This window comes from Saccharothrix obliqua (assembly GCF_019375475.1).
Lineage (GTDB): Bacteria > Actinomycetota > Actinomycetes > Mycobacteriales > Pseudonocardiaceae > Actinosynnema > Actinosynnema obliqua.
The window spans coordinates 610,547-633,752 of the sequence record NZ_JAHXGQ010000001.1 but is presented as its reverse complement, the minus strand read 5'-3'; the positions used below and the strand labels follow the sequence as shown (position 1 = coordinate 633,752).

The 23,206-nt window shown below is 72.4% G+C and carries 25 protein-coding genes; 17 read left to right on the top strand and 8 right to left on the bottom strand.

Annotation, left to right across the window (positions count from 1 at the left end):
* The first annotated feature begins 11 nt into the window (after positions 1-11).
* A complete protein-coding gene (locus KZQ38_RS03185) occupies positions 12-4,403 on the top strand; it encodes an NACHT domain-containing protein (protein ID WP_219438170.1) in 4,392 nt (1,463 codons plus the stop codon).
* A 2-nt stretch (positions 4,404-4,405) separates the two neighbouring features.
* Here KZQ38_RS03185 and KZQ38_RS03180 read toward each other — a convergent pair whose 3' ends face one another.
* Positions 4,406-4,597 carry a hypothetical protein gene (locus tag KZQ38_RS03180; RefSeq protein WP_219438168.1) on the bottom strand — a complete coding sequence of 64 codons (192 nt, stop codon included), beginning with the start codon at positions 4,595-4,597 and terminating at the stop codon, positions 4,406-4,408.
* A 117-nt stretch (positions 4,598-4,714) separates the two neighbouring features.
* On the opposite strand from KZQ38_RS03180, the gene KZQ38_RS03175 reads away from it, so the two are divergent.
* From KZQ38_RS03175 to KZQ38_RS03135, 9 genes are read left to right on the top strand one after another with little or no spacing between them, the layout of a single operon-like run.
* Positions 4,715-5,530, top strand: coding sequence for a helix-turn-helix domain-containing protein (locus KZQ38_RS03175; RefSeq protein WP_308258214.1), 816 nt, complete (start codon positions 4,715-4,717; stop codon positions 5,528-5,530).
* Positions 5,530-5,700 (top strand): DUF397 domain-containing protein, encoded by a 171-nt coding sequence (locus KZQ38_RS03170; protein WP_372452200.1) that lies wholly within the window; start codon positions 5,530-5,532, stop codon positions 5,698-5,700. The genes KZQ38_RS03175 and KZQ38_RS03170 overlap by 1 nt, the downstream gene beginning before the upstream one ends.
* Positions 5,697-5,852 carry a DUF397 domain-containing protein gene (locus KZQ38_RS03165; RefSeq protein WP_219438164.1) on the top strand — a complete coding sequence of 52 codons (156 nt, stop codon included), beginning with the start codon at positions 5,697-5,699 and terminating at the stop codon, positions 5,850-5,852. The genes KZQ38_RS03170 and KZQ38_RS03165 overlap by 4 nt, the downstream gene beginning before the upstream one ends.
* Complete coding sequence (locus KZQ38_RS03160; protein ID WP_219438162.1) at positions 5,849-6,004, top strand: DUF397 domain-containing protein; 156 nt, start codon at positions 5,849-5,851, stop codon at positions 6,002-6,004. The genes KZQ38_RS03165 and KZQ38_RS03160 overlap by 4 nt, the downstream gene beginning before the upstream one ends.
* Positions 6,001-6,168 (top strand): DUF397 domain-containing protein, encoded by a 168-nt coding sequence (locus tag KZQ38_RS03155; protein WP_219438160.1) that lies wholly within the window; start codon positions 6,001-6,003, stop codon positions 6,166-6,168. The genes KZQ38_RS03160 and KZQ38_RS03155 overlap by 4 nt, the downstream gene beginning before the upstream one ends.
* A 10-nt stretch (positions 6,169-6,178) precedes the next feature.
* The gene (locus KZQ38_RS03150) at positions 6,179-6,832 is read left to right on the top strand and encodes a DUF1707 SHOCT-like domain-containing protein (RefSeq protein ID WP_308258213.1); all 654 of its coding nucleotides are present in this window, start codon (positions 6,179-6,181) and stop codon (positions 6,830-6,832) included.
* A gap of 55 nt (positions 6,833-6,887) precedes the next feature.
* Positions 6,888-7,853 carry a deoxyribose-phosphate aldolase gene (gene deoC / locus KZQ38_RS03145; RefSeq protein WP_219438158.1) on the top strand — a complete coding sequence of 322 codons (966 nt, stop codon included), beginning with the start codon at positions 6,888-6,890 and terminating at the stop codon, positions 7,851-7,853.
* 1 nt (position 7,854) lies between these two features.
* Positions 7,855-9,282 carry an aldehyde dehydrogenase family protein gene (locus KZQ38_RS03140; RefSeq protein WP_219438156.1) on the top strand — a complete coding sequence of 476 codons (1,428 nt, stop codon included), beginning with the start codon at positions 7,855-7,857 and terminating at the stop codon, positions 9,280-9,282.
* Positions 9,275-10,165, top strand: a complete 891-nt coding sequence (locus tag KZQ38_RS03135; RefSeq protein WP_219438154.1) for an aldehyde dehydrogenase family protein — start codon at positions 9,275-9,277, stop codon at positions 10,163-10,165. Before KZQ38_RS03140 ends, KZQ38_RS03135 begins: the two co-directional genes overlap by 8 nt.
* 19 nt (positions 10,166-10,184) lie before the next feature.
* Here the strand turns inward: KZQ38_RS03135 and KZQ38_RS03130 are convergent, their stop codons facing one another.
* Positions 10,185-11,021 (bottom strand): carbohydrate kinase family protein, encoded by an 837-nt coding sequence (locus tag KZQ38_RS03130; RefSeq protein ID WP_219438152.1) that lies wholly within the window; start codon positions 11,019-11,021, stop codon positions 10,185-10,187.
* 55 nt (positions 11,022-11,076) lie between these two features.
* Positions 11,077-11,643, bottom strand: a complete 567-nt coding sequence (locus KZQ38_RS03125; protein WP_219438149.1) for an SMI1/KNR4 family protein — start codon at positions 11,641-11,643, stop codon at positions 11,077-11,079.
* A 106-nt stretch (positions 11,644-11,749) separates the two neighbouring features.
* Between KZQ38_RS03125 and KZQ38_RS03120 the strand changes: the two genes are divergently transcribed.
* The 5 genes from KZQ38_RS03120 to KZQ38_RS03100 all read left to right on the top strand — a co-directional run bounded on the left by KZQ38_RS03120 (position 11,750) and on the right by KZQ38_RS03100 (position 15,724).
* Positions 11,750-12,097, top strand: a complete 348-nt coding sequence (locus tag KZQ38_RS03120) for a hypothetical protein (protein WP_257900583.1) — start codon at positions 11,750-11,752, stop codon at positions 12,095-12,097.
* 1 nt (position 12,098) lies between these two features.
* Entirely contained in the window at positions 12,099-13,268 is a 1,170-nt protein-coding gene (locus KZQ38_RS03115) for a C40 family peptidase (RefSeq protein WP_219438145.1), read from the top strand.
* A gap of 4 nt (positions 13,269-13,272) precedes the next feature.
* Positions 13,273-13,647: a YbaB/EbfC family nucleoid-associated protein gene (locus tag KZQ38_RS03110; RefSeq protein ID WP_257900582.1), complete on the top strand. Its 375-nt coding sequence runs from the start codon at positions 13,273-13,275 to the stop codon at positions 13,645-13,647.
* On the top strand, positions 13,644-14,444 hold the full coding sequence (locus tag KZQ38_RS36890) for a YbaB/EbfC family nucleoid-associated protein (protein ID WP_219438143.1): 801 nt from the start codon (positions 13,644-13,646) through the stop codon (positions 14,442-14,444). The genes KZQ38_RS03110 and KZQ38_RS36890 overlap by 4 nt, the downstream gene beginning before the upstream one ends.
* 65 nt (positions 14,445-14,509) lie before the next feature.
* Positions 14,510-15,724, top strand: a complete 1,215-nt coding sequence (locus KZQ38_RS03100; RefSeq protein ID WP_219438141.1) for a SatS C-terminal domain-containing protein — start codon at positions 14,510-14,512, stop codon at positions 15,722-15,724.
* A gap of 36 nt (positions 15,725-15,760) precedes the next feature.
* Here the strand turns inward: KZQ38_RS03100 and KZQ38_RS03095 are convergent, their stop codons facing one another.
* On the bottom strand, positions 15,761-16,825 hold the full coding sequence (locus KZQ38_RS03095) for an adenosine deaminase (RefSeq protein ID WP_219438139.1): 1,065 nt from the start codon (positions 16,823-16,825) through the stop codon (positions 15,761-15,763).
* Positions 16,826-17,223: 398 nt separating this feature from the next.
* Between KZQ38_RS03095 and KZQ38_RS03090 the strand changes: the two genes are divergently transcribed.
* Positions 17,224-18,477, top strand: coding sequence for an apolipoprotein A1/A4/E family protein (locus tag KZQ38_RS03090; RefSeq protein WP_257900581.1), 1,254 nt, complete (start codon positions 17,224-17,226; stop codon positions 18,475-18,477).
* Between the two features lie 234 nt (positions 18,478-18,711).
* Entirely contained in the window at positions 18,712-19,677 is a 966-nt protein-coding gene (locus tag KZQ38_RS03085) for an alpha/beta fold hydrolase (protein WP_219438135.1), read from the top strand.
* A gap of 182 nt (positions 19,678-19,859) precedes the next feature.
* Here the strand turns inward: KZQ38_RS03085 and KZQ38_RS03080 are convergent, their stop codons facing one another.
* From KZQ38_RS03080 to KZQ38_RS03065, 4 genes are all read right to left on the bottom strand, one after another.
* Entirely contained in the window at positions 19,860-20,111 is a 252-nt protein-coding gene (locus tag KZQ38_RS03080) for an Rv3235 family protein (RefSeq protein WP_219438132.1), read from the bottom strand.
* Positions 20,112-20,302: 191 nt separating this feature from the next.
* The gene (locus tag KZQ38_RS03075; protein ID WP_219438130.1) at positions 20,303-21,577 is read right to left on the bottom strand and encodes a thymidine phosphorylase; all 1,275 of its coding nucleotides are present in this window, start codon (positions 21,575-21,577) and stop codon (positions 20,303-20,305) included.
* A complete protein-coding gene (locus tag KZQ38_RS03070) occupies positions 21,574-21,957 on the bottom strand; it encodes a cytidine deaminase (RefSeq protein ID WP_219438128.1) in 384 nt (127 codons plus the stop codon). The genes KZQ38_RS03075 and KZQ38_RS03070 overlap by 4 nt, the downstream gene beginning before the upstream one ends.
* Entirely contained in the window at positions 21,950-23,200 is a 1,251-nt protein-coding gene (locus tag KZQ38_RS03065; protein ID WP_219439308.1) for an ABC transporter permease, read from the bottom strand. Before KZQ38_RS03065 ends, KZQ38_RS03070 begins: the two co-directional genes overlap by 8 nt.
* Positions 23,201-23,206 lie beyond the last annotated feature (6 nt).

Below are 23,206 nucleotides of genomic sequence, written 5' to 3'. Positions count from 1 at the left end.
TGGGTGTCGTGATGAGCCCTACGCGCGTCATCACCCCCTCACACGTCGTCAACGTCGCACTGGGTCGAGACGCCCGTGCGGTGGAACGCCCGGACGGGCCGGTGCGCGTGCGTTTCGCGAGGGAAGTCGTCACGGCGACCGTCCACACCTGGACGCCGCCGGGGCTCCCCGGCGACGACGTGTGCGTCCTGGCGCTGGACCTGCCACCTGCCGCGACGCCCGTGAAGCTGGTCGCCACGCCACCGCGGCCGGGACACCCGGTGGAGGTGTTCGGCTTCCTCTACGACCGGCCGGACGGCGCACGGGTGCGTGCGGTCGTGCACGGCGAGGAGGACGAACGCCTGGTGCGGCTCGACGTCGGCCCGACGGGCACCGGACCCGGCTACCTCGGCGGACCGGTGTGGGACCCGGCCACCGACCGGGTCGTGGGCGTCGTCACGGCGGCCGGGCAGGCGATCCCGGCCGAGCGGTTGCGCGCGGTGTGGCCGCGCCCGACGCGCCGGGCCGACGCGATCACCGCGCTGCACGTGGCATCGGTGCGGTTCGGCCCGGACGAGCGCTGGTTCGGGCCGCTGCACGACTCGCTCGCCGACGAGCGCCCGGACCTCGTGGTGTTCACCGGCGACCTGACCGAGGACGGCCGGCCGAGCGGGTTCGAACGCGGGTTCCGGTTCCTCGCGCACCTGGCGGAGGCGGTGGAGCTGCCGCGCGACCGGGTCGTGGTGGTGCCGGGCACGCGGGACGTGAACCGGTTGGCGTGCCAGGCGTACTTCGCGCAGGAGGAGGCGCTGGAACGGGCGCCGGTGCCGCCGTACTGGCCGAAGTGGGGCCCGTACGCGGCGGCGTTCGACGAGTTCTACCAGGGCCGGGCGACGTTCACGCCGGACGAGCCGTGGTCGTTGTTCGAGGTGCCGGACCTGGCGGTGGTGGTGGCCGGGTTCAACTCCACGTTCCACGACAGCCACCGGGACTCGGGCGCGCACCTCGGCGAGCGGCAGACCACCCGGTTCCTGGCGCTGCTGCGGGACTACCGGCTGCGCGGGTGGCTGCGGCTGGGCGCGGTGCACCGCTGGGTGGCCGACCACCGGTTCGGCGAGCGCGACCGCCTGAGCCTGTGCCTGACGGGTCCGGGCGACGCGGGCCGGCTGCCCGGCGGCGTGCCGCTGCTGCCCGTCACCGAGGGCACGTACCAGTTGCTCTCGTTGCGCCCCATGGAGATCGGCCGCACCGTGCGCCGGTTCCGCGACGGGTGGGTGACGGCCGGGACGGAGGACATCGCGGTCGAGTGGGAGTCGGCGCAGGTCGCGTTCGGCTCGGTCAACCGGATGCTGGTGGACCGGTCGCCGTCGTTGCGCGGCACGTTCTTCGAGCGCGTGCACGAGGCGACAACCGTGTCCCACCCGACGGCGACCATCACGCCACGGCCCGACGAGTGGTACCTGCGCGTGTCGAAACCCCGCGTGGGCGGTGGTTTCGAGCAGTGGCCCGTGGGTGTGGCTTCGGGGCCCGTGACCACCGATGACGTCCGTCAGTTCGTCACGCGGGTGCACGAGGCGTTCGCGGCGGCCGATCCCTCGGTGCCGTCCGAACTCGTCTACAGCGGACCGCCCGCCGAACCGGAAGTGACGCTCTTCGCGCAACGCCGAGGTGTCCGACTGCGGAGCTTCGTGGAGTACCAGGGCTTGGTGGACCTGCGACCGCTGGTCGAGCGTCAGGCGCGTGCGCTCGCATCGGACCGCGTGTACCCGGCGGAACTCTACGTCCCGCAACGGTTCACGGTGCTCGGAGCGGCGGAGGTGGCGGACGACGTCCTGGCGCACGTCATCGACGCGCTCGGCCGCGAGCAGGCCCGGTTCGTCGTGGTGCTGGGCGACTTCGGGCGCGGCAAGTCGTTCCTGCTGCGGCAGTTGACGCGCGTGCTGCCCGAGCACCTGCCCGGCCTGCTGCCGGTGCTGGTGGAGCTGCGCCGGTTGGAGAAGGCGCCGTCGCTGGACGAGCTGCTGGCGCAGCACCTGGTGCGCGAGGGCGTCGACGCGGTGGACGTGACCAAGCTCCGGTACATGATCAGCAGCGGGCGGCTGGCGTTGTTGTTCGACGGCTTCGACGAGCTGGAGCTGCGCGTCGGCTACGACAACGCCGCCGACTACCTCGGCACGCTGCTCCAGGCCGTCACCGACCGGGCGAAGGTCGTGCTGACCAGCCGCACCCAGCACTTCCGGTCCACCAACCAGGTGCTGACCGCGCTGGGGCAGCGGGTGTCGGCGTTGTCCGCGAGCCGGGGCGTGGTGCTGGAGGACTTCGGCGACGACCAGATCGTGGACTTCCTGACCCGCCACTACGGCGACCCGGGCCGGGCGACGCGGCGCTTCGCGTTGCTCGGCGTGATCAGCGACCTGCTGGGGCTGTCCCGCAACCCGCGGATGCTGTCGTTCATCGCCGACCTGGACGAGGACCGGCTGCTGGAGATCCGCCGCGAGCACGGCCGGATCAGCGCGGCCGAGCTGTACCGGGAGCTGGTGGACTTCTGGCTGGTGCACGAGGCCGACCGGCAGCAGCACCGGCTCGGCACGCCGTCGTTCGACGGCGCGGAACGGCTGGCGGCGTGCACCGCGCTGGCGTTGCGCCTGTGGCAGACGACCGCGACCACCGTGCAGACCGGCGACCTCACCGACGCCGTGGTGTCGCGGCTGACCAGGCTCGCCGACCGCGGCTACACCATCGACCAGGCCGCGCACGCCGTCGGGTCGGGGACGCTGCTGGTGCGCACCGACGAGGGTTTCGCGTTCGTGCACCAGTCGGTGGTGGAGTGGCTGGTCGCGAAGGTCGCGGCGGACGACCTGCGTGCCGGGCGGGACGAGGTCGTCGTCGCGGACCGCCGGATGTCCAGGCTGATGGTCGACTTCTTCTGCGACCTGGCGGGTCACGACGCCGCGCTGGCGTGGGCGCGGGCGGTGCTGGCGGCCGACGACGCGGGCGACGCGGCGAAGCAGAACGCCACCGCGGTCGCGACCCGGTTGCGGAGGCAGGTGCTCGGCCTGGAAGGCGTCGACCTGCGTGGTGCGGACCTCGGTGCGTTGAACCTGCGTGGCGCGAACCTGGCGGGCGCGGACCTCAGCGGGCAGCGCCTGGTGGGGATGGACCTCGGCGACGCGGACCTGACCGGCGCGGATTGCCGCGGGGTGCGGGTGTTCGGCGGCAGCCTCACCGACGCGGTCCTCACCGGCAGCCGGTGGGAGGGCGCCGCGCTGCTCGGTGTGACGGGTGCGGACCGGCCGGAGCTGGCCGCCGCGGCGTCCAGCACGCGGGACCGGGCGCGGGTCGTCATCCGGCAGGACGAGCGCACGGACAGCGAGCGCTTCCTGGCAGTGCTGACGACGCCGTTGACCTACTCGGCGGTGGTCGCCGTGCGGTTCACGGCGGACGGTCGGCGGTTGATGGTGGCGTCGGAGACCGGGGTGCGGTTGTGGGACATCGGTGACGGGGTGGTCGACGAGCACCACATCTTCCCCGGCCGGATCGAGGCGGCCGACCTGGCCGAGGACGGCGCGTTGGCGGTGAGCAGCAACGCCGGCGCGTACCTGGAGGCGCCCGGGGAGGAGGACATCACCTTCGACACCGGTGTCCGGGTGCGGTCGGTGGCGTTCGCGCCGCGTGGCCGCCGAGTCGTTGGGGTGACGGACACCGGTGGGTTGTTGTTCTGGAACACGAACAGTCCGGACCAACAATCGGGACTCCAGCCGAGCAGCACCCGGGCTGCCACGTGCGTCGCCTACTCCCCCGACGGCTCACGCATCGTTGTCGGCCATGAGGGCGGCGTGGCGCGGATATGGCGCCGTGGGGTTGATCGGGAACTCGTCAACCACCTGTCCGACATCGTGTCCGTGGCGTTCTCGCGGGACGGGCGGATCGTCGCCACCGGCTCCTTGGACGGCCACGTGTTGTTGTGGTCGGTGGATGGCGTGCAGCTCGGGGAGATTTCCGTCGGGCGCGCCGTGTGGGACGTGGCCATCGCGTCGGATGGACGGATCGCCACGGCGTCGTCGGACGGCGTGGCGCGCGTGTGGGATGCGAGCGGGAACCTGTTGCACAGCCTTGTGCGGCACACGGGTGCGGTGCGCGCGGTGGCGTTTTCGCTGGATGGCCGGTACCTCGCGACCGGAGGTGAGGACCGGACGGCTCGGCTGTGGCATTCGCGTGACGGGGTGGAGCTGGTGACTTTCGTGGCCGACGAGGACGGCCATGTGGCGTTGCTGCCGGATGGTTCTTACAAGTGTCCGAGCGGGCGGAGCAAGGACGTGTTCTGGATGGTGCGGGACTGCCGGTTCGAGATGGGTGAGCTGGACCCGTACTACCCGGAGATCCGCCGGCTCGCGATCCGGGAGCCGTTGCCGATCCGCCGGTGAGGTCAGCGGCTGTCGCGCGTGGCGAGTCGGTCCAGTTCGTGGTGCGCCTCCACCATTTCGGCGAGCACCCGGAAGTGCTCGGCGAGCGGTTCCAGGTCGGGTTCCGGGTGCACCGGCGCGCCGTCCGGCGGGACGATCGCGACGGTCAACCGCCAATCCGCGAATGCACCACTGATCTGCCAGGTCTGCCGCATGTGGAATACGCTCCTCTCTTGCGCCCGGGTCCGGCAATGCGCACCTTCGGGTGACAGCCCTTTCTTGCCCGTCGGGCAAGGAGGAACGCTTTCGCCATGACACGCAGGGGAGCTTCCGTGCGCCAGCGCCGGGTGTCCACGGAATTGCGCGCGTTGCGCTTGGCGAGGGGTTTGAGCTGCGCGGAGGTGGCCGCGGCGATCGGGTGTTCAGAGAGCAAGATCAGCCGCATGGAAACCGCGAACCGGGGTTTGTACGCGGACGAGGTGGCGGCGATACTCGGCTTCCTCCAGGCGCCTGCCGGGTTGCGGCAAGAACTGGTCGCCCTGGTGCGGGCGGGAGAGACCCGGAACTGGCACACGATCCACGGCAAGCTGCCTGGCAACTGGAAGAACCTGATCGACTTCGAGGCGGAGGCGATCGGCATCCACAACTACGAGCCGCTGGTGATCCCGGGCCTGGCGCAGACGGCGGAGTACGCCGCGACGGTGATGCGCGGGGTCAACGACACCCTCGACGCCGCAGAGGTCGAAGCGCTGGTGGCGACTCGGATGGGCAGGCAGGTCGCCCTCACCCGGGCCGGTGTGCACCTGGTCATCGACGAACCGGTCCTCCGGCGGCACCTGGGCAACCCCGAAATGATGCGGTCCCAGCTGCAACACCTCGCCGCCATGGCGCAACGACCGAGGATCATCGTGCAGGTGGTCCCATTCGACGGCCCGGCGCACCCGGGACTGAGTGGCCCGTTCATGATGCTGGAATTCAGCGACCAACCATCACTGGTTTACGTCGAAAGTCGCAACAGCAGCACCTTCTTGGAGGAAGACGACTTCCTGGAAAGCGCTACGCTTGCCTGGCACAGGCTGTGTGCCTTGGCGCTCTCGCCCGATGAGTCCGCGGCGCTGATCGCCAAGCTGATCGGCAAGGTGACCTGATGCGAGGAGCGGAACCCATGTCCTGGCGCAAGAGCAGCTACAGCACCGACCAGGCCAACTGCGTGGAAGTCCGACACCTGGCCGGCGCGGTCGCCGTTCGGGACTCCAAGAACCCCCACGGTCCCGTCCTGATCGTGCCCAAGGTCAACTGGCGGGGGTTCACGCGGTGAACGCTTGGCGCAAGAGCAGCCACAGTAGCGACCAGGCCAACTGCGTGGAGGTCCGACGCACGACGGGCTCCATCGCGGTACGGGACTCCAAGAACCCCCACGGCCCCGTGCTGAACGTGACTGCGGTGAGCTGGCGGAGGTTCCTCCGATGAGCGCATGGCACAAGAGCAGCCACAGCACCAGTCAGGCGAACTGCGTGGAAGTCCGACACGTCGCCGACTCCGTCGCGGTACGCGACTCCAAGAACCCCCACGGTCCCGTCCTGACCGTGCCCAAGGTCAACTGGCGAAGGTTCGCGCGATGAACACATGGCGCAAGAGCAGCTACAGCAGCAGCCAGGCCAACTGCGTGGAAGTCCGACACGTAGCCGACTCCATCGCGGTTCGGGACTCCAAGAACCCCCACGGCCCCGTGCTGAGCGTGGCTGAGGTGAGCTGGCGGGGGTTCGTGCGGCGGATCGGGGCCTAGACTCACCCGGGTGAGCGACGAGTTGGTGCCGGACCCCCGTCAGATGCGCGCCTCGGACGCCGATCGCGAGAAGGTCGCCAAGGTGCTCCAGCAGGCCCACGGCGAGGGGCGGCTGGACCTGCACGAGTTGGACGAGCGGCTGGCGTCGGTGTACGCCGCCAAGACCTACGGCGAACTGGTGCCGCTGACCGCTGACCTGGGGATTCCCGGCACGTCGCTGGTACCGCCCGTCGCGCACCCGCTCCAGGCCCACCTGCCCGCCAACCGCGTCGGGGGCGAGCCCGGACCTTCCACGTCGATCGCCTTCTGGTCCGGCGTGGACCGCCGGGGTGAGTGGGTGGTGCCCGCCACCCACACCGTGGTCGCGATCATGGGCGGGGTGGTGCTCGACCTGTCCAGGGCGCGCTTCGCGGCGGCCGAGACGACCATCAGCGTGTTCGCCATGTGGGGTGGCGTGGAGATCTTCGTGCCGGAGGACGTGACCGTGCGCGTCGACGGCGCCGGGATCATGGGCGCGTTCGACGACACCACCTACAAGACGCCCACCATCCCGGGCGGTCCGGTCGTGCGGATCACCGGGGTCGCGATGATGGCGGGCGTCGAGGTGCGGCGGCCCAAGAAGAAGTGGCTCAAGGGGTCCGACAACCCCGAACTGAACGCCTGACCTGCGCGAACCCGCTCGCTTAGGACCCCGCACCGGGTCCGCTTAGACTCGGTGCATGGCTGCCACATCGACCGCGCCGCCGTTGCCGCCGGCGCTCGCGGACGCGGTGCGCGACGACGCGTCGCTGCGCCGCTTCCTGCACGGACTGCCCGGTGTCGACCAGGTCGGGGTGGAGCAGCGCGCGGCCGGGCTGGGCACGCGCAGCATCAAGAAGGCCGCCAAGCTGTGGGCGATCGACACGGCCATCTCGATGGTGGACCTGACCACGCTGGAAGGCGCGGACACGCCCGGCAAGGTGCGGTCGCTCGCCGCGAAGGCCCGCCGCCCCGACCCGGAGCGACCGGACGTGCCGCGGGTCGCGGCGGTCTGCGTGTACCCGGACATGGTGGCCGCGGCCGTCGGTGAACTCGGTGGCACGGGCATCGGCGTCGCCTCGGTGGCGACGGCGTTCCCGTCCGGCCGGTCCAGCCTGAAGGTGAAGCTGGAGGACACGGCGTTCGCGGTGGACGCGGGCGCGACCGAGATCGACATGGTGATCGACCGCGGCGCGTTCCTGTCCGGCCGCTACGGGCAGGTCTTCGACGAGATCGTGCAGGTCAAGCACGCCTGCGGCGACGCGCACCTGAAGGTCATCCTGGAGACCGGCGAACTCGCCACCTACGACAACGTGCGCCGCGCCTCGTGGCTGGCGCTGCTGGCGGGCGGGGACTTCATCAAGACGTCCACGGGCAAGGTGTCGCCCGCCGCGACGCTGCCCGTCACGCACGTGATGCTCCAGGCGGTCCGCGACTGGCACGCCCAGACCGGGCAGCGGCGGGGCGTGAAGCCCGCGGGCGGCATCCGCACCACCAAGGACGCGGTCAAGTACCTGGTGGCGGTCAACGAGGTCGCCGGTCCCGGGTGGCTGACGCCCGACCTGTTCCGGTTCGGCGCCTCGACGCTGCTCAACGACCTGCTGATGCAGCGGCGCACCCAGTTGGACGGCCACTACAGCGGCCCCGATTACGTGACGGTGGACTGACATGTGGGACTACGCCCCCGCGCCGGAGTCGCGGGACATCGCGAACCTCAAGCCGACCTACCGGATGTTCGTCGACGGTCAGTTCGTGGAGGGCGGCGGCGAACCCCTGAAGACCGTCAACCCCGGCACGGAGGAAGTCCTCGCCGAGGTGTCCACGGCGACCACCGCCGACGTCGACAAGGCCGTCAAAGCGGCACGTCGCGCCTACGAGCGCGCCTGGGGCCGGATGCCCGGCTCGGAACGCGCCAAGTACATCTTCCGCATCGCGCGCCTGGTGCAGGAACGCGCCCGTGAGCTGGCCGTGCTGGAATCCCTGGACAACGGCAAGCCCATCAGGGAATCGCGGGACGTCGACATCCCCACGGCCGCCGCGCACTTCTTCTACCACGCGGGCTGGGCGGACAAGCTCGGCTACGCGGGTTACGGCCCCGACCCGAAGCCGCTGGGCGTGGCGGGCCAGGTGATCCCGTGGAACTTCCCGCTGCTGATGGCGGCGTGGAAGATCGCGCCCGCGCTGGCGTGCGGCAACACCGTGGTGCTCAAGCCCGCCGAGACGACGCCGCTGACCGCGCTGGTGCTGGCCGAGATCATCCAGCAGGCGGACCTGCCGCCGGGCGTGGTGAACATCCTCCCGGGCGCGGGTGACGTCGGCGCGGCCCTCGTGTCGCACGACGACGTGGACAAGGTGGCGTTCACCGGTTCCACCGAGGTCGGCAAGGTCATCCAGCGGCAGCTCGCGGGCACCGGTCGGAGGCTCACCCTGGAGCTGGGCGGCAAGGCGGCGAACATCGTGTTCGACGACGCGCCGCTGGACCAGGCCGTCGAGGGCATCGTGAACGGCATCTTCTTCAACCAGGGCCACGTGTGCTGTGCCGGTTCCCGGTTGCTGGTGCAGGAATCGGTGGCCGAGGAGCTGCTGGAGAAGCTGCGGGCGCGGGTGTCGACGCTGCGCGTCGGCGACCCGTTGGACAAGAACACCGACGTCGGCGCGATCAACTCGCGTGAGCAGCTGGCGAAGATCGAGGAGCTGACCGCGTCCGGCGAGGCGGAGGGCGCGGAGCGCTGGACGTCGTCGTGCGCGTTGCCGGACAAGGGTTTCTACTTCGCGCCGACGGTGTTCTCCAACGTGTCGCAGGCGATGCGGATCGCACGCGAGGAGATCTTCGGGCCGGTGCTGTCGGTGCTGACGTTCCGCACGCCCGACGAGGCCGTGGCGAAGGCGAACAACACGCCCTACGGCCTGTCCGCGGGCATCTGGACCGAGAAGGGCTCACGCATCCTGTGGGCGGCGCAGAAGATGCGTGCCGGCGTGGTGTGGGCCAACACGTTCAACCGCTTCGACCCCACGGCCCCGTTCGGGGGCTACCAGGAGTCGGGCTTCGGCCGCGAGGGCGGTCGCACGGGGCTGGAGGCGTACCTCGATGTCTGAGCGCATTTCCCTGGGGCGGACCGACAACCGCGTCACCGTGGCCAAGACGTACAAGCTCTACATCGGCGGCGCGTTCCCGCGTTCCGAGTCCGGTCGCTCCTACCCGGTGACGGACGCCAAGGGCGGCTTCCTGGCGAACGCGGCGCAGGGTTCCCGCAAGGACGCGCGGGACGCGGTCGTCGCGGCGCGCAAGGCGTTCGGCGGCTGGTCCGGTGCGACGGCCTACAACCGCGGCCAGGTGCTGTACCGGGTGGCCGAGGTGCTGGAGGGCAGGCGCGAGCAGTTCACCGCCGAGGTCGGCGCGGCGGAGGGCGTCGCCGCCAAGAAGGCGCAGGCGCTGGTGGACGCGGCCGTCGACCGGCTCGTCTGGTACGCCGGGTGGACGGACAAGGTCGCGGCCGTGCTCGGGGCGGCGAACCCGGTGGCGGGGCCGTACTTCTCGTTCTCCGTGCCGGAGCCGACCGGTGTGGTGGCGGTGCTCGCGCCGCGGCAGTCGTCGTTGCTCGGGCTGGTGAGCGTGATCGCGCCGGTGATCGCGGTGGGCAACACGGCGGTCGTGGTGGCGTCCCAGGACCGCCCGCTGCCCGCCGTGACGCTGTCCGAGGTGCTGGCCACCTCCGACGTGCCGGGCGGCGTGGTGAACGTGCTGACCGGGCGCACCGCGGAGATCGCGCCGTGGCTCGCCTCGCACGCCGACGTGAACGCGCTGGACCTGACCGGTGCGCCGGAGGCGTTGCGGGCCGACCTGGAGCGGTCGGCGGCGGGCACGGTGAAGCGGGTGCTGCGGGCACGGGCGGCGGAGGACTTCACGCGGGAACCGGACCTGTCCCGGATGCGGGCTTTCCTGGAGTCGAAGACCGTCTGGCATCCAGTAGGGGTGTGACAGTGGGGGTGTGAGGGCGTCACACCAGGTCGGGCGAGCAGAGGCACCGGGCGGCCTGGGCCGCGCCCGCGGTGAGCGCCGCGGGCACGTCCGCGCCGTTCAGGTGGGCGACCAGGAAGCCCGCGAAGAACGCGTCGCCCGCGCCGTTGACGTCCACGATGTCGTCCACGGGCACGGCGGCGACACGGTGCGTCCCGCCCGACACGGCGGCCACGGCGCCCTGTGCGCCGAGGGTCGCCACGGCGGTGCGGGTGCCGTTCGCCGTGACGTCCGCCAGGAACGCGGTCAGGCGGTCGGCGGACATGCCGTCGTCGTTGAGAAACAAGTAGTCGGCGGCGGACACGAAGTCGCGGTGGTAGTCGGCCGTGCCGTCGTAGTCGTGCACGTCGCACCACACCGGGACGCCCATGCGGCGTGCGGCGGCCAGCAGCGGGCGGGACGGCTCGGACAGGTCGACCACCGCCGCGTCCGCCTCCGCCAACGCGGCCAGGGCGCGGTCGTCGTGCCTGGGCTCGGGCAGCTCCGGCAGCTCCAGGTAGATCGACACGCGCTCGCCCGCGTCGGACATCAGGTTCAGGTGCTGCTCGGTGACGGCGGCCCGTTCGGCGATCAGGTGCACGCCGCCGGCGGCGAGGACGTCCGCGACCGCGCGGCCCGGCGCGTCGTCGCCGAGCACGGTGCGCAGCGTGACGTCCGCGCCGAGCCGGGCCAGGTTCAGCGCCTTGCCCGCGGACGTGCCGCCGACCGCCGCGCGGTGGCCGCGCGCGAACGTGGTGTGCGGTCGGGGCCGGGGCAGCTCGGCCAGCCGCACGAGGCGGTTCCACGACACCGGTCCCGCGACGAACACCTTCGCCATGGCCCCATTGTCACGATCCCGGGCGGGTGCGCTCGGCGGAGCACCACCCGGCACGTCAGTCGGTCCGCCACCCGAGGCGGCCGTCGGTGGTGATCAGCGGTTCGCAGTGGCCGATCCGGCTCAGGTGCTCCAGGGAGGTCGCCACCTGGTCGAGCATCTCGTCCAGGCCGGTCCACTCGGGCTTCAGCATCTCGCCGCGCTCGCGGTCCCACTCGACCACGCAGCCGGACAGCACACCGGGCCGCATGTCCACGGCGAGCGCGTCACCGCACCCGTCGAACGCTATGGGCAGCCAACGCGGGTGGAAGCCGACCGTGGGCGCGCCTGCCTCGGTGTCCAGGTCACGTGGCCAGAACTGCTCCTTGAGCTGCCACGACCGCAGCGCGTTGGTGGGGCCGAGGGGCGTGTAGAACGGCGGCAGCACCTCCGCGAACGCCAAGTCGGCGGTGCCGCCGCACACGGCCCACCAGGCACGCAGTTCGTCGGGCAGGTCGAGGCCGCTCGCGACCGCCAGCGCCTCCACCGCCGCGGCGGTCTCACCGGGGACGAACGCGGCAGCGGTCGAGGGGGCGTGGTAGTCGAGCCACGCCACGATCCGTTCCCAATGGCGCAGAACACCCACTCACCCATGATCGAGTGAAAAAGCTCCGGGCGGTACCGCCCATCAGGGGAGGATCTGCGTCAAAGCCCGCACGGGACGCCGTTCGATGGGGCAGTATCGCGACCGGATGGTGTATTCGAGGGGGGTTGTGGTGGAACGGGGTTTCGGCGTCGACCTCGCGGCGCTGGCGACGTACCGCGGCGCCGCGTCCGGGTTGGCCGGCGAGGTCGGCGCGATCGGCACGTCGACGTTGGCGGGCACCACGTCGCTCGCCGCGGGCAGCTTCGGCGCGATCGGCGACGAGGTGGGGCTGGGCGCGGCGTTCCAGCAGGCGGCGCGGGCGCAGGTGGACGGCGTGGCCGCCGCCGCGGAGGGGTTGGACGCGTTCGCGACGGCCGTGTCCGACACCGCCACCGCCTACCGCGAGCAGGAGGCGCGCAACAGCGCCGACTTCACCCGGGCGTACCAGGTCTGACGTGGACGTCGCGGGATTCCTGGCGGGCCTCGTGCGCCCGATGAAGGACGACTTGGCCAGGTTGGCGGGCGACACGGGCGGCGCGAGCCGGGCCGCGGACGCCTTCGGGCGGGCTTCGTCCGCGTTGTCGGAGGTCGACGGCAGGCACACCGGCGCGGCGAACGCCGCGCTCGGCACCTGGTACGGCGACCGCGCGAACGCGTTCCAGCAACGCGTCGCGAAGTTCTCCGGTGGTGTCGGGACGTTGACCCGCAACGCCACCGCCACGCAGCAGGCCGCGACCACGGCGGTGTCCGCCGTCGAGGGCGGCCGGAAGGCCGTGCAGGGACTCATCGACGAGTTCACCGGCTGGGCGGAGCCCCGGCTCGCGGCGGCCGTCGCGGCGGGGTTGTTCGGCGGTGCGGGCGCGACCCTCGCGGTGGCCGCCGAGGTGACCGCGAAGGCCCGCGACTACGAGGGCCGGTCGAAGCGGGAGCTGGACAAGGTGCGCACGGAGCTGACCGCCGTCGTGGCGCAGCTCCGGGGGTTGCCGAAACCGGATTTCGCCGGTCTGGGCGATCCGCTCGGCGCGGAGTCCGGCGGTGTCACGCGGACGGCCGGCGCGACCGACGGCGGCGGGCGCGACCCGTCGTCCCCCGGTGGTCCCTCGGGCTCCGGCGGTTCGGGCTCGGGTGGCGGTTCGGGCGGTGGCGGCGGTGGCTCGGGTGGTGGCGGCGGTGGCGGCGGCGGTGCGACCGGACCGCGGTTGCCGGTCGCGATCCCGCCGCAGCCGGGCACGGGTGTCGGCGTGAACCTGCCGGACGGGAGTTCCGCCGAAGCACCCAACGAGACCGCCGCGCGGGCCGTGCGCAACGCCCTGTCCGCGCTCGGCACCCCGTACGTGTGGGGCGGCGCGAACCCGCCGCAGGGCACCGACTGCTCCGGGCTCACCCAGTGGGCGTACAAGGGCGCCGGGTTCGACATCCCGCGGCCCGCGTCGTCGCAGGCGATGGGCGCGTCCGTGCCGCCGGACCAGTTGCTGCCCGGCGACCTGGTGGTGTGGGACGGGCACGTGGCGATGGTGATCGGCAACGGGCAGATGGTGGAGGCCGGTGACCCGGTGCAGGTGAACCCGGTGCGCACCAGCAACATCGGCATGGGTTTCATGGGTTTCTACCGACCGACGGGCTGAGGACGTGGACGAGACGGCACGCGCGGCCGACCGGGTCGCCGAAGTGGAGGCGCGGGTGTCCGCGCACATCGCGCGCACCGGGCCGGTGCTCGGGCGGGCGTCGTCCGCGGACGGCGCGGTGACCGTGGTGAGCGCGCCCGGCGCGCCACCGCGGGAGATCCGCATCTCCAAGGCCGCGCTGAACATGGGCGCGGACGCGCTGGGCGCCGAGATCGTGCGGGTCGCCGAACGCGCGGCGGCCGACGCGGCGGCCCGGATGCACCAGTCGCTCGCGCGGCTGGTGGACCCGGCGACCAGCCGCGCGCTGGACGACATCGGTTTCCCGGCGGGTGCGGTGGAGGACGACTTCGGCACCTCGTACCTGCGGGGACCGCGGTGAGCGCGCAGGAGGAGCGGATCGCGGCGGCGGACCGGCTGGCCGAGGTGCTGGCGCGGGTGACCGGGACGGCCACCCACCCGTCGGGGCTGGTGACCGTCACGGCGTCAGCGGTGGGTGCGTTGCGGTCGGTGCGGTTGCGGCCGGAGGCGTTGGGGCGCGGTGCGGAAGCGCTCGGGCAGGCCGTGGCGGAAACCGCGCGCCTCGCCACCGACGCGGCGGTGCAGACGAGCTACAACGAGCTGGCCAAGACCCTCGGCGACAGCATGGCCATGGCGATCGAGGACTTCGCCGGGCCCCCGCCGCTGCGCGCGCGGGTGGAGGACGGGGCGGGGAGCGGTGCTACCGGGCACGCGGGCGGCGGTTGGGGCGACGAGGCGGCGACCGGCCCGCGCGGCGGGGCGCGGCACGGCGAGGCGGGTCGCGGCGAGCCGCCCGGTGAAATGCGGCAGTGGGGCGGCGCTCGGCCCGCACCCTGGCGACCCGCTGCCGAACAGCCCGGCGCACCGGGCCGGTACGCGCCCGGCGGCGTGCCGCTCGGACCGGGCACTCCGGGACAGGGCGGCCCGTGGCAGGGCGCACCGTGGCAGGGCAACTCGGGGCAGGGCAACTCGGGGCAGGGCGGGCCGGGGCAGGGCGCACCGGGATACGGCGGTCCGCAGCCGGGTGGTTCCGGTCGCTCCGCCGGTGGTACCGCGGGTTCTCGGCGGGGTGGCGCGGGATCCCGCGCGGTTCCGCCCGGCGACGACGAGGACGACGACGACTTCTTCGCGGACCCTTTCCGTGGTCAACGGCGCTAGCCGGAGATCCACCCCGTACTCTTTCCCCCGCATCGCAAAGGGGCATGGCGTGACCGGGAGGTCGGATGGCACAGGACATCGTCCCGATCGAGCTGGGGCTCACCCAGGGTGATGTCGTCACCCTGTGGGCTCCGCGCTGGCGGGAAGAGGGCGAGGAGTGGGAGGCATTCCTCGGCCACGAGGAGGACCTGTACGCCTTCCCCGACGCCGCGCACCTGGCGGCGTTCGTGCGCAAGGCCGAGGAGCACGACCTGGTCGACCACCCGGCCTGGCACGTCGTGCCGGGTCTGTCGGTCGGCGAGCTGTCACCGGACGACAACCACCAGTTCGACCTGGTGGGCGTGCCGGAGCTGGTGGCCGAGGAGCCCGACACCTGGGTGATCGGCGAGCTGGCCGACGTGGTCTCGATCGTGCGCTCGCTGGCCGACGTGTGCGACCTGGAGAAGGTGCACGAGGTCCTGGACTCGGCGGAGGGCTTCGCGCTCCTGCCGCAGGGCACGCTGCCGTTCACCGGCCGCGAGGGCCAGGCGCTGTGGACCGAGATCGCCGAGGTCGTCGCCGAGAAGTGGGACGAGGTGCTGGACGCGATCGACGCCGTGGTCACCACGCCGGACGTCGACGAGGCCGCGCTGGAGGTCGCCCAGCAGGAGCTGGCGGCGTTCGAGGAGGCCAACGCGGAGACCGCCGAGGCCGATGACGACGACGTCGAGGACGAGGACGGCGACGAGCCGGTCGGCTTCTGGGGCGAGGTCGGCATCGACCCGATCAAGGTCATCACCGGGGCCGGCGAGTATTACACGCTGCGCTGCTACCTGGACGACCAGCCGGTGTTCCTCGGGCGCAAGGGCCGCATCGACGTGTTCGGCTCGCCGCGGGCGCTGTCGCGGTTCATCGTGGAGGCCGACGACAACGACCTGGCCGAGGTCTCGACGTGGGGCGAGCTGGTCGTGAAGGCGACCGGCGGCGACCTGGAGGTCGAGGTGGACCCGGACAACGTCTACGTGTTCACGGGTCTGGACGAGGACATCGCGGACGGGCCGGACGCCGTGGACCCGACGCAGCTCGACCTGGCGGTGGAGCTGCTGGAGGACGCCGGCGAGTGGGCGGGCGACGACGCGGTGAAGGTCGCGCTCAACCAGTCGGAGTCGCTGGGCTGGATGGTGTCGTACGTGCTCAAGCCGGACCCGACGCGGCTCGCGCCGAGCGCGCCGTACGACGCCGAGGTCACGGCTTGGCGGACGCTGGTGGCGGCGTTCGAGGACCGGCTCAAGGTCCACTGACCGGGAGGGCGGGGGCCGCGCGGCCCCCGCCCCGCCTCAGCCCCGCAGCGCCGCGTACGCGGGCTCGATGACGTCCTTGATCAGCGCGCGCCGCTCGTCCAGCGGGATGAACGCGGCCTTCGCGGCGTTCACGGTGAAGGTGCGCAGGTCGTCCCAGCCGAAGCCGAACTGGTTCACGACCACCTCGAACTCGCCGGACGCCGTGCAGTCGCTCATCAGGCGGTTGTCGGTGTTCACGGTGACCCGGAAACCCAGGTCCGCCAAGCGCTTGATGGGGTGCTCGGCGAGCGACGCCACGGCGCCGGTCTGCACGTTCGACGTCGGGCACATCTCCAGCGCGATGCGGCGGTCCCGCACGTACGCCGCGAGGTCGCCGACCACGTCGTCCTTGATGTCCTCGGTGAGCCGCACGCCGTGGCCGAGCCGCTCGGCGCCGCAGAACTGCACGGCCTGCCAGATCGACTCCGGGCCGTCCGCCTCGCCCGCGTGGATGGTGAAGTGCGCGTTCTGCTGCCGCAGGTACTCGAACGCGGACAGCTCGCGGGTCGCCGGGAAACCCAGCTCCGGCCCCGCGATGTCGAAGCCGACGACGCCCTGGTCGCGGTAGCGCACGACGAGGTCGGCGATCCGCTGCCAGCCGTCGTTCTGCCGCATCGCGCACAGCAGCGTGCGCACCCTGATCCGGCCGCCCGACGCCGCCTCGCCCTGGCGGAAGCCCTCCTGCACGGCCTCCACCGCCTGCTCCAGGCTCAGGCCGCGCTCGGTGAACAGCTCGGGTGCGTACCGGATCTCCGCGTACACCACGCCGTCCGCCGCGAGGTCCTGCGCGGCTTCGGACGCGACGCGCACCAGCGCCGCCTCGTCCTGCATGACGCCGCACGTGTGCGCGAAGCCCTCCAGGTAGCGGACCAGGGAACCGGAGTTTGCGTTGTCGCGGAACCAGTTGGCCAGCACCACCGGATCGGCGGTGGGCAGTCCCTGGTAGCCGCTTGCTTCGGCGAGTTCGATCACCGTCTGGGGGCGGAGTCCACCGTCGAGGTGGTCGTGCAGCAGCACCTTCGGCGCGCTGCGGATGGCCTCCGAGGAGAGCGGGGTTGGCATACGCCTCACCGTATACCGGCGACACCACCGGACCCGGCGAGACCGCCGATGATCATGGTCCGCTACGATCGCCGCGGAGCCCTCCGGTGTGGCGAGAACCACCCTGACGGATGGCGGATCGCCGTTGTCCATCCGTGATGCAGAACTTTCCGCTACCGCCAACCAATCCCCATCACTCGCACGGCGGATGGCCGCGGTGCGCGCTCGCGGACCCGCCGCCGGCTACCTTTCAGTAGGGACGGTTGGCGTAACCCGAATGGAGCAACCACAAGCGCGAGACAGGCGTTCCCCGCCGGGGGGTGGTACAGCCGGTGCGCCCGACGCGGTTAGGCTCCCGGGGGTCTCCCCTCCCCTGGACGAAGGCATTCGAAGCCGTGAACGAGAACAACAACTCCACGATGTCCTTCGATCGGATGCGCAACATGCTGACGCGCGCCGCGGAGATCCGTGAGAGCGAACAGCAGCAGATCTTCGATGCACTGGACGAGATCCACGCGCGGATGTCCCCGCTGGAGTCGCTGGGTTCCGTTCGCAAGCGCCTGTCCGAGCTGCCCGACCGGACCGAGGTCAGCGTGCTGGCCGAGCGGCTGGACGAGGCGCTGGCGCGCCTGGAGGCGCAGGACAACGCGGTCCAGGGCATCGGCCGCGCCGTGGACGGCCTGGTGGACAAGCTCGCCAAGCCGTTCGCCCAGCTGGACGGCCGCCTGGACGGCGTCGCCGGCCGGTTCGAGGGCGTCGCGGGCCGGATGGACGGGTTGGAGGACAAGCTCTCCCACATCCACAAGCGGCTGGACGACCTGGAACTGCACCTGGACAAGCAGGACGGCAAGGTCGACGCCGTGCCCGCCGCGGTGACCGCGCCGCTGCGCGAGCGCATCGAGGCGTTGGAGGCCGCGTTGCGCGGTCGCCTGGACGAGGTGGACGAGGGCGTGCACGAGCACCTCGACGGCACCCGCGAGGCGTTGCAGCGCAGCCAGTCCGACGCGGCGTCGGCGTTGCACGGGCGGCTGGACGAGACCCGCGAGGCGCTGGCCGGTTCCCTCGCCGACACGCGCGACAAGCTCACCGCGTCCGTGCAGGAGACCCGCGACGGCCTGGCCGGTTCGCTGCACGAGACCCGCGAAACGCTCGCCGCGTCGATCGCCGACACCCGCAGCACCGTCCACGGCAAGCTGGACGAGGCGCGCGAGGCGCTGCACGCGGCGCTGGACGAGACCCGCGAGCAGGTCGACGCCACCGACCGCCTGGAGGCGCTGGCGCAGCGCCTGGAGCAGGTCACGTCGCGCCTGGACACCATGACCACCCGCCTGGACACGGTGGAGGACGACTTCGCCGCCCGCCTCGGCGAGCTGTCCGGTGTGGTGGAGCGGGGCATCGCGAAGGTCGAGGGCACCGTGGCCGCGCGGCCGGACGCCGACTCGCTCGCGTCCATGGTGCGCAAGAGCAACCAGGAGTCGGAGCTGCGCATCGGCGGCCAGTTGGACGAGGCGATGGCGACGTTCGCGGAGCTGATCCTCGGCGGCGGCTCCCCCACCCCGCCCCCGCCGCCCACCGCCCTGCCCCGGCCGCAGCGCCGGACCCGGAAGAACGGCCCGAAGTCGGCCGACAACCGCAACGTGGACGACGACGACCTGACCGCCGAAGGCGCCTGACGCCCCGGTGACCCGAAGCCCCGGTTCCGCGGAACCGGGGCTTCGTCGTGCGACGGGGATCGCCGGGGTGCGTCCTCTCCGGTGAACGCCTGGAGTCGGGTGCGGACCGTTCGCTACGCTCCGGACGGCCGCCGCACCCGCCCGACTCGGTACGTGATCACCGATGCGCCAGTGGTCCGGCTCCTCGGCACGTCCTCCCACGTCGGCGGAACCGGTCACCCGAGATGAGGTCGCATGGGCAACGCCGAGTCCGACCCGAACCCCTCGCTCCCGATTTCCCGCCGGACCCTGTTGCAGGGAACCGGGCTCGCCCTCGGCGGCACGGCCCTGGTCAACGGGACCGCCGACGCGCACCCACCGGGCGTTCCGGTCCCGCGCCCCGGCAGCCCGGTGCGCCCGATCCCCGTGCCCGAGCAGGTTCCGGCCACCCAGGGCCTGTTCCAGGTGCCCGGGGCGCGGTTGTGGTACTGGGACACCGGCGGGCCCGGTGAGCCGGTAGTCCTGCTGCACGCCCTGAGCGGCAGTGGCGAGAGCTGGCCGTACCAGCAGTCGTACCTCGCCCGTGCGGGGTACCGGGTCATCGGCTACTCGCGTCGGGGGTACACCAACTCGCCGGTGCAGGACCCGGACGACCCGAGGACCGGCATCGAGGACCTGCACGACCTCGTGGAATTCCTGGGGATCAGGAAGTTCCACGTCGTCGGCGTCGCCGGTGGCGGCTGGTACGCGATGGACTACGCGCTCAACCACCCGGACCGGCTGCACAGCCTGGTGATCGGCGCGTGCGTGCTCCAGGTCCAGGAGCAGGACTACCAGGACATGGTGGGGCGGTTGCGGTCGCCCGAGGTCGACGCGCTGCCCATCCACTTCCGGGAGCTGGGCCCGTCCTACCGCGCGATCGACCCGGACGGCGTCGCCAGGTGGCTGGACATCCACCGCCGGGCCGGTTCCGACGGGATCGTCCAGCCCAGGGCGACCCCGCTGAGCTGGGCCGTGATCGAACGGCTCACCGTGCCCACCCTGCTGCTGTGGGGCGACGCCGACCCGCACACCTCACCGCCGGTGCAGCGCCTGCTGGCCGGGCACTTCCGCCGGGTGCGCACGGTGGTGGCCAACGAGTGCGGGCACAACGTCCACTGGGAACGGTCGGACGTGGTCAACCCCGTGCTGCTGAACTTCTTCCGGGCCAACCGGCACTGACCACCCGGGCCCGCTTGGCGATCCGGTCGAACCTGCCGGACGTGTGGTGGGAGCGCTCTCACGCCGGCTCCGAGGTCTACCGGCCGAGCCGGAGCAGCTCGGCAACCGGGAACCCGGACCGTCGAGAGGGGTCACCGCTCGGCAGCCCGGGGCACCACGCGGCAGCCAAGACCGCCGAACTCTCACGGCAGCAGCTCGAACACCGTGCACTGCCACCGCCCATCACGGCGCTCGACGCGGGCGACCACCGCGCGGATGCCGCCGGCCGTGGTCAGCACCCCGGCCAGCTCCGCGATCCCACCCGACACCGGGCACGCGCGCACCCTCGCCAGCCGCCCGGTCCGGCCGCCGGCCACGACCGACCGCGCCAGGACCGGCACGAGTTGGGCCCGGGGCCGGTGCCCGTCCACCACCTCCAGCACAGCGACCAACAACCGCGAGGCCACTCCGCGGAAGTACGACGCGCGAGCACCCAACACGCGCGCGGGGCAGAAGCACACGACAACAGACCAGCCCGACCCCGGCCCCGTACCCCGATCACCCGTCCGGCGTCAGAAGTCCAAGAACTCCGGGACCACCGTGGGCGGGTACTCCACGTCGTGCCCCGCGATACCGGGCCGCACGGTCAGCCCCGCACCGTGTCGATGACCAACGGCCGGCCGACGGGCGCGGTGTCGCCGACGGCGTAACCGCCACGCAACGCGGCCAACGCGCCCGGCACGGCGTCCGGCGTGTCGGTGCGCAGCTCCAGCAGGGGCTGCCCCTTCGCCACCCGGTCACCCGGCTTCGCCAGGCACAGCACGCCCGCACCCGCCTGCACCGGGTCCTCCTTGCGCGCCCGGCCCGCGCCGAGCCGCCACGCGGCCACGCCGACCGCGTACGCGTCCAACGACACCAGCACGCCGTCCTCGGGCGCCTCCACGACGTGCTTGTGCTTGCCGACCGGCAGCGGCGCGTCGGGGTCGCCGCCCTGGGCCCGGATCATCCGCGCCCACGTCTCGTACGCCGCGCCGGACGCCAGCACGGCGGCCGGGTCGACGCCGATCCCGGCGTGCGCCAACATCTCCGCCGCCAGCGCGAGGGTCAGCTCCACGACGTCCGCCGGACCCCCACCACGCAGCACGTCCACCGACTCGGCCACCTCGACCGCGTTGCCGACCGCCCGGCCCAGCGGCACGGACATGTCGGTCAGCAGCGCCGACACCCGCAACCCGTGCTCGACCCCGATCGACACCAGCGCCCGCGCCAGCTCACGCGCCCGCGCCTCGTCCTTCATGAACGCGCCGGAGCCGACCTTCACGTCCAGCACCAGGGCGTCCGCGCCCTCGGCGATCTTCTTCGACATGATCGAACTGGCGATCAGCGGCACGGACTCGACGGTGCCGGTCACGTCCCGCAACGCGTACAGCTTCCGGTCCGCGGGCGCCAGGCCCTCGGTCGCCGCGCACACCACCGCGCCGACGTCGCGCAGCTGCGCGGTCACCTCGGCCACCGACAGCCGCGCGCGCCAGCCGGGGATGGACTCCAGCTTGTCCAGCGTGCCGCCGGTGTGCCCGAGGCCGCGGCCGGAGAGCTGCGGCACGGCCGCGCCGCACGCCGCCACCAGCGGGGCCAGCGGCAGCGTGATCTTGTCGCCCACACCGCCCGTGGAGTGCTTGTCGACGGCGGGGCGGTCGACGTCCAGCTCCAGCTTCTCGCCGGACCGGACCATGGCACGCGTCCAGCGGGCCGTCTCGGCGTCGTCCATGCCGTTGAGGTAGATCGCCATGGCGAGCGCGGACATCTGCTCGTCGGCGACCAGGCCCCTGGTGTAGGCGTCGACCACCCAGTCGACCTGGGCGTCGGACAGCCGGTGGCCGTCGCGCTTGGCCCGGATCACGTCCACGGCGGTGTGGGTCACGGCAGGTCTCCCGGTCCGAAGGCGTCGGGCAGCACGCGGCTCATCGGCACCACGCCGGACGGCGTGTCGACCAGGCAGTCCGGACCACCCAGCTCGAACAACACCTGGCGGCACCGCCCGCACGGCATCAGCAGCTCGCCGCCGCCACCGCGGCACGCCACCGCGACGAACCGCCCGCCGCCGGTGAGCCGCAACTGCCCGGCCATGGCGCACTCGGCGCACAGCGCGACGCCGTACGAGGCGTTCTCGACGTTGCAGCCCACCACGATCCGGCCGTCGTCGCACACCGCCGCCGAGCCGACCTTCAGGCCGGAGTACGGGCAGTAGGCCGCCTGCGCGGCGTCCACCGCCCGTCCCCGCAGCTCATCCCAGTCAACCACGGCGGTACACCACGCCGTCCGCCGCCGGCATCCGCAACCGTTGCGACGCCACGGCGAGCACGATCAGCGTCACCAGGTGCGGCGCGTAGGTGGTCAGCTCGCTCGGCACCTCGTCCACGCTGTAGTACACCGCGTACAGGGCCACCGCGGCGACGATGCCGCCCGCCGCCGCGAACCAGCGCCGCCGCACGAGCTGCCAGACCACGATGACCGCCAGCAGCAGCACCGCGCCGTACACCAGCGCGAGGAACGTCTTGCCGCCGCTGCGCAACTGCAACCCGTCCGCGTAGCCGAACAGCGCCGCGCCGCCGAGCAGGCCGCCCGGCCGCCAGTTGCCGAAGATCATCGCCGCGAGGCCGATGAAGCCGCGGCCGTTGGTCTGGCCCTCCAGGTAACCGGGCTGGCCGGGGTTGAGCACCAGCGCCGCGCCGCCGATGCCGGCGAGCGCGCCGGACGCGATCACCGCGGCGTACTTGTGCCGGTACACGTTGACGCCCAGCGACTCGGCCGCGACCGGGTTCTCGCCGCACGACCGCAGCCGCAGGCCGAACCGGGTCCGCCAGAGCACCAGGTAGCTGCCGACGACCAGCGCGATGGCCAGCATGGTCAGCGGCGACACGCCGGTGACCAGGCCGCGCAGGATGCCCGCCACGTCCGACAGGCCGACGCGTTGCTGCGCCTCCAGGTCGCCCAGCCACTCGGACAGGCCGGGCGCCGAGTACGTGTCGAACTTCGGCACGGCGGGCGATTCCCGCGGGTTGTGCGACAGCGGGAAGAACACCAGCGTCGACAGGTACTTCGTCAGGCCCGCGCCGAGCAGGTTGATCGCGACACCGGACACGATGTGGTTCACGCCGAACGTCACCGTGGCGATGGCGTGCAGCAGGCCGCCCAGCGCGCCGAACACGGCGGCGGCCACCAGCGCCGCCCACGGGCCCCACTGGTAACCGGCCCACGCCGCGCCCCACGTGCCCATGATCATCATGCCTTCGAGGCCGATGTTCACCACGCCCGCGCGCTCCGCCCACAGGCCACCGAGACCGGCGAGCAGGATGGGCAGCGCCAGCCGCACGGCGGTCTGGATGGTGCCGGTGGAGGTCAGCTGCGGCACGCCGGTCAGGTACGAGGTGGTGGACAACAGCACCACCGCGCCCGCCACGCCGAGCACGCCGACCGCCCAGCCGGGCAGCCTGCGCGACTTGCGCGGCGGCGGCACGGTGGCCGGCGCCTCCGACGGGTTCATCAACGA

What these genes read in the sequence shown, in the direction of transcription:
- KZQ38_RS03185 (WP_219438170.1), top strand. Translation starts at nt 12, where the DNA reads ATGAGCCCTACGCGCGTCATCACCCCCTCACACGTCGTCAACGTCGCA.
- KZQ38_RS03180 (WP_219438168.1), bottom strand. Translation starts at nt 4,597, where the DNA reads ATGCGGCAGACCTGGCAGATCAGTGGTGCATTCGCGGATTGGCGGTTG.
- KZQ38_RS03170 (WP_372452200.1), top strand. Translation starts at nt 5,530, where the DNA reads ATGCGAGGAGCGGAACCCATGTCCTGGCGCAAGAGCAGCTACAGCACC.
- KZQ38_RS03160 (WP_219438162.1), top strand. Translation starts at nt 5,849, where the DNA reads ATGAGCGCATGGCACAAGAGCAGCCACAGCACCAGTCAGGCGAACTGC.
- KZQ38_RS03155 (WP_219438160.1), top strand. Translation starts at nt 6,001, where the DNA reads ATGAACACATGGCGCAAGAGCAGCTACAGCAGCAGCCAGGCCAACTGC.
- deoC (WP_219438158.1), top strand. Translation starts at nt 6,888, where the DNA reads ATGGCTGCCACATCGACCGCGCCGCCGTTGCCGCCGGCGCTCGCGGAC.
- KZQ38_RS03140 (WP_219438156.1), top strand. Translation starts at nt 7,855, where the DNA reads ATGTGGGACTACGCCCCCGCGCCGGAGTCGCGGGACATCGCGAACCTC.
- KZQ38_RS03135 (WP_219438154.1), top strand. Translation starts at nt 9,275, where the DNA reads ATGTCTGAGCGCATTTCCCTGGGGCGGACCGACAACCGCGTCACCGTG.
- KZQ38_RS03130 (WP_219438152.1), bottom strand. Translation starts at nt 11,021, where the DNA reads ATGGCGAAGGTGTTCGTCGCGGGACCGGTGTCGTGGAACCGCCTCGTG.
- KZQ38_RS03120 (WP_257900583.1), top strand. Translation starts at nt 11,750, where the DNA reads ATGGTGTATTCGAGGGGGGTTGTGGTGGAACGGGGTTTCGGCGTCGAC.
- KZQ38_RS03100 (WP_219438141.1), top strand. Translation starts at nt 14,510, where the DNA reads ATGGCACAGGACATCGTCCCGATCGAGCTGGGGCTCACCCAGGGTGAT.
- KZQ38_RS03095 (WP_219438139.1), bottom strand. Translation starts at nt 16,825, where the DNA reads ATGCCAACCCCGCTCTCCTCGGAGGCCATCCGCAGCGCGCCGAAGGTG.
- KZQ38_RS03090 (WP_257900581.1), top strand. Translation starts at nt 17,224, where the DNA reads ATGTCCTTCGATCGGATGCGCAACATGCTGACGCGCGCCGCGGAGATC.
- KZQ38_RS03085 (WP_219438135.1), top strand. Translation starts at nt 18,712, where the DNA reads ATGGGCAACGCCGAGTCCGACCCGAACCCCTCGCTCCCGATTTCCCGC.
- KZQ38_RS03065 (WP_219439308.1), bottom strand. Translation starts at nt 23,200, where the DNA reads ATGAACCCGTCGGAGGCGCCGGCCACCGTGCCGCCGCCGCGCAAGTCG.